The organism is Variovorax sp. MPBD4-3 (assembly GCF_058809745.1).
Genome location: NZ_JBXASW010000029.1, coordinates 56,236 through 65,983 on the forward strand (window position 1 = coordinate 56,236; position 9,748 = coordinate 65,983).

Consider the following 9,748-nt stretch of genomic DNA (forward strand, 5'->3'; position numbering starts at 1 on the left):
CGGGATGTCGGCTTTTCATGCCCATGGCACATGCCCCTGCGAAAACAACTTGGAAAACAGCGGTGTGTTGAGCCCGCCGCCATGGGCCGCGGTGCGCAACGGCGAACCGTCGGCCTGGTTGGTCCACCAGTAGCTGGTGCTGCCTAGCGGGTCGAAACACAGTGGAAGCTCCGGCCAGCCGAGCCGCTGCTGGGCGCTCGCGCCACCCGCTGTAGGCCCGAGGATCGAGAGAATGTCGTCCGAGCCGCCGCTGGCCGTGTGAAAGCCGGCGCGGCCCGCGGCCAGTACCTGGCCGTCGAACTGGTCCGGCGCCACGCCGTGGCGGATGGCCTGCAACAGCGCGCTGCCGCATTGCCAGTACCAGGCGGCCGAGCCCTCCAGCACCGACGGCCGGTAGTTGCGCGCGGCCACCTGCAGGGTGACGCATACGGGGTAGTAGCGGCCCACGCGGTCGCAGCTCGGCGCGAGGCAGCCGAACTGCACGGCATCGACGCCCTGCGTGGCGGGAATCGCGAAGTTCCACACCGGCGCCACGGCGTAGTGCCGCGTCATGGCGTCGGGCCAGCGCTTGAAGCTGCCCAGGCCGTTCTGCATCCAGCGATCCCACCACGCCTGCAGTTCGCGCGGCATGCGGCGGTAGAGAAAGTCGCCGGCGGCGGGCAGCTTGCCGTACCAGCCGATCTGTTCGTCGACGGGCACCCAGGCCTGCGGGGGAATGCTGCTGTTCATTGCTTATGGCTCCCGACAACCTCGCGGCATATGCCAGGAACACCGCGGAACCGGCTTTGCCGGGCCGCCGGTGTTGCCCCCTGCACGGAGGGAGGAGAAGCGGCACGAAGTGCGCGAAGCCTGGGGGTGCTCATGATTTCCCGGGGCACGAGAAGCTGTTCATCTGCGCAAGGCGAAGCGGGTTGTAGACGCTGTTGGCCGTTACCGCCAGCACCACCTTCTTGCCCTGCAGGTCGAAGGTCGCGGTGAAGGATTCGGGGGATCTGCCCGACGAGATGGAGGCCTTGTCGAACAGGCGGTGCAGCGCCCACGGCCCCTCGGTCACGATGCCGCCGGCGGGCGTGCCGTTGGCGGTGGTCACCTGCAGGCGCACCTGGTTGCTGTTGCGCGGCCCGGGCCACTTGACCGTGCTGGGCGCCTGCGGGCCGTGCGCGTAGCGCACCGTCTGGCCGTCGACGTCGAGCGTGAACTGCGTGAGCGCGGCGTCCATGTCCTCGGGACGGATGTCGAGCGTGAACGACGGCGTGCGCCCGCCCGCCATGCCCGAGAAGAACACGTCGCGGATCGCCTGCGCCTTCTGGAACGAATCGAGGTAGGCCGAGCGCCCCGCGGCGCTGCCGTCCACGCCGCGCTTGAAGGCCCACGGGTTGACCGAGGTGTCGACCTGGGTGATGAGGTTCTTCTGGAAGAAGTCGTCCATCATCCCGCCCGGCGCGAACAGCTGCGCGAAGTCGCCCGAGGCCACGTCGCGGCTGGAGCGGCGCGAGAACGGGTAGCGCCCTGCGATGGCCTGGTTGCAGAACGTGCCGATGCTGGCGGCCGCGCTCTGCCCGATGTTCTGCCGCGTCACCGCCGCCGCCTTCGACGACGCGGTGGCCGACAGGTCGTTCAGCATGCCCTGGAAAGGCACCGGCAGGCGCCCCGCTTCCGCCTGCACCTTGGTGACGGCGTCGCTCGACGGCGGTATGTTGCCGCTTCGCAGCGCGGTGTCGGTGGCCGTGAGGAAGGTGTAGAGCTCGTTGATGAGCGCGGCAGTCGCGTCGATGGGCGCCTGCCCACCCTGCTTGGGTGCCGTCACCATGCGGCGCAGCGGCTCGAAGTGGTTGTCGACCAGCGACTCGGGCCTGTCCACCTGCGCATTGCGGCGCTGGCTGCCATCGGGCTGGCCGATGAGCTGCTCGATGCGCTCGCGCGTGCTGGCCACGCGGTTCTGCGCCTGGTCGAGCAGGCTGCGCGCGGCCTCGTCGTGGTTGCGCAGCAGGTCGGTCTCGCGCGCGGCGCCGCGGATGATGCGCGACATCGGCGACTCCGAGGTCGAGAGCACGCGCGTCATCTGGATGCTCTGCAGCAGCGAGCGGCTGTCGGCCAGCCGGATGTCGGTGAGGTACTCGTCCCACACGCGGATGTAGTCGGTGAGATAGAGCCTGCGCACTTCGCGCAGCAGCAGCTCGCGCGAGGTGATGTCGGCAATGCCCGGCGCGCGGATCTGCAGCACCCAGCGGTCTTCCTGCTCGAGCGACAGCGTGGTCTCGGCCATGCGCTTGTCGAAGATGTCCCAGTAGCCGCGGTAGGTGAAGAGCGTGGGAATGCCGTCGGTCAGCGGCTTGCCGCTCGCGCGGCGGATCACCAGCGCCGATTCGGCGCCCCCCGCCTCCGCGATGGTGAAGGCGTTGGGCGGGCTGGTCTGCAGCAGGATGCGCCGCAGCCGCGCATAGGAGCGCTGCGCCAGCGGCACGCCGGCCAGGCGCTCGCGCGTCTGGGTGATGAGGCGATCGTCCTTCGCGAAGGGCGAAGTCAGCACGCGGCCAGCGAACAGCGCCTTCAGGTGCGACTCGAGGTTGGTGCGCTGTTCGCGCGTGAGCGACGCGCCGATCTTGCGGTCCACGTCGCTCAGCAGCCAGGCCTGCAGGAAATCGGCGTCGTAGCGCTCGGCGTCGAACAGCATCAGGTAGGCCTTGAGCGCCTCGTAGCTGTATTCGGCGTCGTTCTTCGAGGCTTCGCGCAGCGACTGCTCCACGCGCTGCGCGGCCTGCGGCAGCAGCACGGTTTCCAGGGCACGCTGGTAGACGCCGTCGGTGGCGGCCTGCAACTTCTCGCCCTGGTAGAGGCCGAAGCGGTACGACAGCGGCGGATCGCCGACGTCGAAGTGGCTCGACTTCGGCAGGTCGCGCAGCCGGTCGAGGATCAGCAGCGAACTCGCGATGTCGCCGCCCGAATCGACCACCGTCGGCAGCTCGCCGCGCGCCGCCGCCTTGTTGAAGGCCTTGGCGTTGCCGTCGACCTCGGCCACGTAGTCCTTGTTGTTGCGCCAGCTGTTCACGCACGCGCCCAGCAGCACCACCAGCAGCACGCCGATCAGGCTGTAGCCCGCGATGTCGATGGCGCGCTTGCGCCGGTACCAGCGCAGGTTGGTGCCGGCCACGCCCGCGTCGCGGAAGATCACCTGCTGCAGCAGTTCCTTCAGGAAGTAGCTCTTGCCCGGGCCCGGCGGCGGCGCGGGCGGCGCGTTGACCTGCAGGTAGCGCTTGATGGCGCCCATCACACGGTCGAAGGCCGTGCCTTCCTGCGTGCCGCTGGTGAAGTACACGCCGCGCAGCATCGACGCGGCCTCGAACTTCGACGGATTGAACACGTCGGCCAGGAAGGTGCCGAGGATGTCCTCGAAGCTCGCGAACTGCTGCGGCAGCAGGTAGGCCTGCGCGCGCCGCATCGGGTCGGGCTCGGCTGCCAGCAGCTCGGGCAGGCGTTCGTCCAGGCGCTGGTGCAGCAGCCTGTATTCCTGGTGGAAGCGCTCGCGCAGGTCGCCGCCCTTCAGCGGGGCCGCGCCCTTGCCAGCCTTCGCATTCCTGTTGGCGGCATTGCCTTCGATGGGGAAGGTGAAGCCCCACACCTGCTGGCGCTCGGCGCGGCCCAGCGAGCCGAAGTATTCGTTGAAGCCCGCCAGCAGGTCGGTCTTGGTGACCAGCACGTACACCGGAAAGTCGATGCCCAGGTCGTTGCGCAGCTCCAGCAGCCGCTTGCGCAGTGCCATTGCGTGGCGCGCGCGCTGCGCGTCGTCGGCCAGCGGCAGGTCGGCGATGCTGATGGTGAGGATCGCGCCGTTGATGGGCTGGCGCGGGCGGAACTTCTTGAGCAGTTCGAGGAAGCCCTTCCACTCGCTCTCGTCGGTCTCGCGGTTGCTTTCGTGCGTGGTGTAGCGCCCGGCGGTGTCGATGAGCACCGCCTCGTTGGTGAACCACCAGTCGCAATTGCGCGTGCCGCCGATGCCGCGCACGGCCGCCTTGCCGAGCTGGTCGGCCAGCGGGAAGTCGAGGTCGGAGTTGACCAGCGCCGTGGTCTTGCCCGAGCCCGGCGCGCCGATGAAGATGTACCAGGGCAGCTGGTACAGGTACTGCCGGTCGAACACAGAGAAGCGGCTGGCGGGCTTGCCGTCCGCTCCCTGCCCGAAGCGCATGTTCTTGAGGATGGCCGTGGCGTCGGTGAAGCCGCTCTGCAGCTCCTTGATCTCGGGCGCGTCCTCGGGCTTGGCCTCTTTCTCCTTCTTCGATGGCGTGCGCAGCTGGTTCAGCAGCTGCGCATTGAGGCGGTGCTCGCGCCACTTGCGGTAGACCAGCCGCGCGAGCCACACCACGAACATCAGCGCGATGACGGCGATGCGCACGATCTCGTCTTCGAGCGGGCGGTAGCGGCCCACCGCGATGGCTGGGCCGATGATCCAGATCAGGAAAGCGAGCGCGACCAGCCCCAGGAACACCCAGAGGTCGCGGCTGATGAGAAAACGGAAGATGGCGCGCAGCATCAGCGGGCTCCTCCCGGCTGTTGTGCCGCGGGCACGGGTACGCCTGCCACCGGCGCCACCAGCAGCGTGACCTCGACGCGGCGGTTGCGCGCGCGGTTGGCTGGCGAGTCGTTGGGCGCGATGGGGTCGGCGTCGCCGCGGCCTTCGGCGCGCAGGCGCTCGGGCTTCGAAAGGCGCGTGGCGATCATCTTCTTCACCGCGTCGGCGCGGGCCTGCGAGAGTTGCCAGTTCGACGGAAAGCGCACGCTGCGGATCGGCTGGTCGTCGCTGAAGCCGCTGATGAGCACATTGCCTTCGACGGCGTTGAGCGCATCGGCCACGCGCGCGAGCACCGGCGCATAGCGGTCGAGCACGCGGTCGGAGCCCGATGCGAACAGGCCGTCGCCGCGCAGCACCACCACGCTGCGGTCGGCCTCGTCGCGCACCGTGAGCAGGCCGTCGCGGATTTCGGGCTCCAGGAAGCGCTGCAGGCGCGGCGTGGGCGCGGGCATGACCACGGCGCGCGCGGTCTGCGGCAGCCGCACCGCGTTGACGGCCGCGAAGGCGCCGTCGGACGTGCCCGCCAGGTTGAACGTGAGCAGCGCGAACGCCACGAGCAGCAGCACAGCCGCCACCGCGCCCACGGCCCACACCGGCAGCCAGTTGCGCGCGCGGCGCACCGGCGCGCTCGCGTCCTGCCAGTGCGGCGACAGCGGCACCGCGATCTCGCCGCGCGTCTGCCGGATGATCTGCAGCAGGCGCTGCTTGAGCGTTTCGAGCTGCGAGCGACCGTTGTCGATGACGCGGAAGCGCCCCTCGAAGCCCAGCGCCAGGCAGAAGTAGATGAGCTCGATCAGGTGCAGGTGCTGCTGCGGGTTCTGCACCAGCCGCGACAGCAGCTGGAAGAATTTCTCGCCGCCCCAGGTCTCGTTGTGGAACATCACCAGCAGGCTCTGCGACGACCAGATGCTGCCGCCCCAAGGCGTCAGCGCGGCGGCCTCGTCCACCGCCGTGCACAGGCAGTAGCGCGCGCCGATGATCACCTCGGGCGCGATGCCCGCCTGCTGCGCGCGCGTCTCGAAGCGGCGCACCTCGTCGACCAGGTGCTCGCGCAACTGCGCCGGCGCGGGGTGATGGCCGGTCGCGCGGATCTGCGGAATCAGGTCGAGCAATGGATTGGCGGCCGCCACCAGCGGGTTGTTGCCCGCGAGCGCCGTGTCGCCCGCATGCGGACGCCGCGCGTCGTGCCATGCGGTGAATGACTCGGGCTGCGCGCCCATGCCGCGTTGCGCCGCGGGCATGCCGCCCGGGTCCGCAGCGCCCCCACCCCCTGGATTCGGCGGCACGAAACCTCCCGCGCCGACGGCCATGTCGTTCACACCGTTCATAGAGTCCCTCACGGACGGATGGCCCAGAACTCCATGGCCAGCCCGGGAAAGTCACCGGCCAGGTGCATGGCCACGCCGCCCGACTTCTCGAGCTGGCGCCACATGTCGCCGCTCTTGTCGAGTTCGAAGTAGTGGTAGCCCGCGTTGTACGGAATCTGCCTGGGCGCCACAGGCAGCGGGCGCACCGTCACGCCCGGCAGCTGCAGCTGCACGAGGTCGCGGATGCGCTCGACCGAGCCGATCTTCACCTGCGTGGGGAAGCGCTGCTGGATGGCGTCGGCCGGCAGGTCGGCATGCACCGCGAGCACGAAGCCCGCGTTGCGCACCAGCACCGGGTCGGGCATGCGGCCCACGCGCACGCCGTGGCTGCGCTCCTCGAGCTCGATGGCGATCGCGCTCTGCTCGAGCACGGCCGACAACGAACGCCGCAGCTCTTCCATCAGCGGACGAATGCTTTCGTTGAGGTTGTCGTGGTCGTACACCGGCCACAGCACCGGGCGCCGCGTGGGCGAAGTGTGCGTGGCCAGGTGGCAGGCCAGCTTGAGCCAGTCGATGAACAGCTGCTCGGGGTGCACCTGCACCGCCTGCTGTGCATGCCACGTGAGCGCGAGATAGCGATTGACCAGCTCCAGCAGCAGGAAGTCGGACACCTCGCTCACGCCGCCGCGCCCGGGCTGCGACAGCCGCGAGGCCAGCGCCTCGGACCTCTGCGTGAGCAGGCCGTGCAGCTCCGCGATCATGCTGCGCAGCATGGTGTGCGCGGAAGCATCGAGCACCGGCGGAATGTAGTTGGCATCGACCACCAGCTTGTGGTCGGTGCGGCGCTCGATCACGCGCACCGCGCCGATGGCCTGCCATTCGGCAGTGAGCGAGGACGCGCGCGCAAGGCGCAGGCGCGGCGCGGCAAGCTGCAGCACCGCCGGCCCCAGGGCGACCGCATTGCCGTCGTTCACCTCGCGCTCGATCACGCCGAAGCGCGCGGCCGAACCTTCGTCCTCCGCGAAGATGATCTCTTCGCTGCCCGGCCTGCGCAGCGGCAGTGCGAGCACGATGAGCTCATCGGTCAGGTCGTTGGGCACTTCATAGGGCAGCGGTGCGTCTTCGGCACCGAAGGAGAACGGCGTGCCATCGGGCAGCACGCCCGCGCCGCCGAGCAGCGACACGCGGCCCAGCGCATAGGCATCGCGATCTATCTCGAGATGCAGCCAACCCCAATAAGCGCCTTGCAGGCCGGCGGTGCGACGCGTCACGTATTGCTCGACGTAACGCTCGAGCTGCTGGAAATGCTGCGGCCGCAGGTACATGCCCTCGGACCACACCACCCTATTCGCCAACGCCTGCGGATGAACGCCGTTTCTTCCAGCGCCCTGATTGCGAACTGTCACCAAAGAACCTCCTGGGAGTGCTCACATGGAAGCGGAAGGCGCATGCACGGACGCCCTCCCATCGAACGATTTTTTTGCTCCGATGCTACACGGCGCGTCTTACGATTTGCACCGCTTTTCAAGCGCGGATTTCTCGCACTTTCGTACTAGGGAGTACAGAAAATTAACGACTTGGTAGCACCTCGATGCCACTCTTGCGCACCACGACCTGCACGGCCTGCTCGCTCGGCGAGAACTGCCAGACCTTGTACAGGTTCGTCTGCTTCGGCTCCTTGAGCGGCAGCACGATGCGCCAGCGCGCGGCTTCCAGCTTGCGATAGCCCGCGATGATGCCGATGGCGCGCGAATCGAGACCCGCCTCGCGCTTGAAGACGCGCTCCTCGCCGCTGCGCATGATGGCCTGATCGGCGTTCACGAGTTCCGTTGCCAGCGTCTCGCGGTCGCGGTCCTGTAGTGCAAAGTAGTCTGCCGTCTCGAAGTTGCCGGAAGATTTCAGCTCGAACACCTTCACCAGGATGGGCGCTGCCTGGCCGCGTCCGTCGGGGTTCACGCCGTCGTCGATGCGCACGGTGACGGCATACGGTGTGGGCAATGACTTTGCCGTGGAAGCGCACCCACTGAGGCCCGCCAACAACGGTGTGGATGCAAGTGCGCCTTGCAGCAGGCTTCGTCGATGCATTGATATCTCCCTGGCTGGTTCGCGGCCTATATTATCGAAGTCATGCGCATTCACCATGCGCATCAGCGTCGCTGTCGCAACACTGCGGCACACTGCCTCGAACATTGCTTTCGCAAAGTAGGAGAGAAGATTGAAGTCATGTCTGCCTGCTCTGGCGTTCACTCTTTGCGTGATCACGGGGTGCACGACCCCGCCGCCGCCCGAGCCCGCACCGCAACCCGAGCGCCTGAGCCAGCAGGTTGCGCGCACCACCCTCGAGCGCGCGCAACAGGCCTATGACGAAGGCGACTACGCCAAGGCCATCAGCACGCTCAAGAGCGGAGGCGTGTCGGTGTTCGACGGCGCGGAGCCGGCCACGCGCCTCGACGCGATGAAGCTCGAGGCCTTCAGCTACTGCGTGGCCAACCAGGTGCCCGAGTGCCGCGCGCAGTTCCGCAAGATCCTCGACGCCTTTCCGAACTTCGACCTCAACGTGGCCGAGCGCAAGCACCCCGTGTGGGGCCCGGCCTTCGAAGCAGCGAAGCGAATGAAGCGTTGACCGGCCACGCCGGTCCCCGCGCCCTGCGCAGCTTGTGCGGGCGCCACAAGAACATGGAGATGCCATGCGTTGGACGGTGATCGAACATGCCGGCAAGCCGGTGGCCTCGGGCCCCTCGGCGCTGCTGGCCGCACCCGGAGGAACGATCGGGCGCAGCCCCGACAACCACCTCGTGCTGCCCGACGAGCAGCGACAGATCTCGCGCCTGCAAGCCACGGTGCGCTTCGACGAAGACGGCTCGGCGGTGCTTCGCAACATGAGCGCTGTGCTGCCCATCAGCGTCAACGGGCAAACACTGGTGCACGAGCAGGAGGCCCGCGTGGCCGACGGCGACCGCGTGGCGATCGGCAGCTACGTCCTGGAGGCCGCGAGCGCGCAGCGCGCAGCCCCGGCCGTGGTGGCTGCGCCACCGCCGCCGCCGCCATCACCACCGCCCTCTCTCCCTCCTCCTGCTTCGATGCCGGCGCCACAGCCGTTCGCGCCGGCGCCGGCTTCGTCCGCGCCCATCGACGCCTTGCTGCCGGCTTCTTCAGGCTCCGACGTGTTCTCCGACCTGTTCGGCGAAGGCGCCCTGCCCATCGGCGAAACGCAGCCCACCGTGGCAATGCCGCCCATGCCGATGCCGCGCGCGCCGGTGCCACCGCCTCCCTCGCCTGCCGTTCAGGTGCATGTGCCGGTACCGCCCCCGCCACCCATGCCCGCGCAGGTACCGCCGAAGTCGGCAGCCCCGGCCTCGTCGCAGATTCCTTCCGCCGAAGACTGGGACGCCATCCTCGCGAACGCGCCGCGCCGCATCGACACCACGCCCGCGCCCATGCCCGACCCGATGGCGCACGAGCCCTTCGAGCTGCCGTCGCAGGCGCGCCGCAACCCCATCGACCCGCTCGCGGAAATGAACCCGCAGGCGACCCAGGACATGTCCGACATCGCGCTCAGGCGCGGGGTCGACCCGCTCTCTTTCTTCGCGGCCGACGACAGCGCGCATTCGCCGCTGTCCGACCCGCGCCCGACCGCGCTGACGCAACACGACGCCGGGCTGCCCGGCGACGTGCACCCCGCGCTCGACCTGCTGCAGAACAACAAGCCGGCCGTGCCGGGGTACAGCCATTCGAACCATGCGCGAGAGGTGACGGCGCAGTTCCGTCCGCCGTTGCCGGTGGCGCCCGCGCCCGTGCCTGCACCCCCTCCCGCGCCTGCGCCGGCACCTGCCGTCGCCGTGGAGACGATCGAGCAGGCACCTCCTCCTCCACC

At 68.8% G+C, this 9,748-nt stretch carries 7 protein-coding genes; 2 read left to right on the forward strand and 5 right to left on the reverse strand.

What is annotated here, in order from left to right:
- Positions 1-15: 15 nt before the first annotated feature.
- The 5 genes from tagF to tssJ form a co-directional block, all read right to left on the reverse strand.
- A complete protein-coding gene (tagF, locus tag AC1RVW_RS17800; protein WP_081268130.1) occupies positions 16-729 on the reverse strand; it encodes a type VI secretion system-associated protein TagF in 714 nt (237 codons plus the stop codon).
- 130 nt (positions 730-859) lie between these two features.
- Positions 860-4,528 carry a type VI secretion system membrane subunit TssM gene (tssM, locus tag AC1RVW_RS17805; protein WP_493201480.1) on the reverse strand — a complete coding sequence of 1,223 codons (3,669 nt, stop codon included), beginning with the start codon at positions 4,526-4,528 and terminating at the stop codon, positions 860-862.
- On the reverse strand, positions 4,528-5,895 hold the full coding sequence (locus AC1RVW_RS17810; protein ID WP_081268128.1) for a DotU family type VI secretion system protein: 1,368 nt from the start codon (positions 5,893-5,895) through the stop codon (positions 4,528-4,530). The genes tssM and AC1RVW_RS17810 overlap by 1 nt, the downstream gene beginning before the upstream one ends.
- An 8-nt stretch (positions 5,896-5,903) precedes the next feature.
- Complete coding sequence (gene tssK / locus AC1RVW_RS17815; protein ID WP_234382947.1) at positions 5,904-7,199, reverse strand: type VI secretion system baseplate subunit TssK; 1,296 nt, start codon at positions 7,197-7,199, stop codon at positions 5,904-5,906.
- Between the two features lie 244 nt (positions 7,200-7,443).
- Positions 7,444-8,016 (reverse strand): type VI secretion system lipoprotein TssJ, encoded by a 573-nt coding sequence (gene tssJ, locus AC1RVW_RS17820; protein WP_325002768.1) that lies wholly within the window; start codon positions 8,014-8,016, stop codon positions 7,444-7,446.
- Positions 8,017-8,089: 73 nt separating this feature from the next.
- On the opposite strand from tssJ, the gene AC1RVW_RS17825 reads away from it, so the two are divergent.
- Both AC1RVW_RS17825 and AC1RVW_RS17830 read left to right on the forward strand, forming a co-directional pair.
- Positions 8,090-8,497, forward strand: coding sequence for a TssQ family T6SS-associated lipoprotein (locus tag AC1RVW_RS17825; RefSeq protein WP_106936126.1), 408 nt, complete (start codon positions 8,090-8,092; stop codon positions 8,495-8,497).
- Between the two features lie 64 nt (positions 8,498-8,561).
- Positions 8,562-9,748: FHA domain-containing protein (locus AC1RVW_RS17830; RefSeq protein WP_493201483.1), on the forward strand; the 1,187-nt coding region annotated here is incomplete at its 3' end.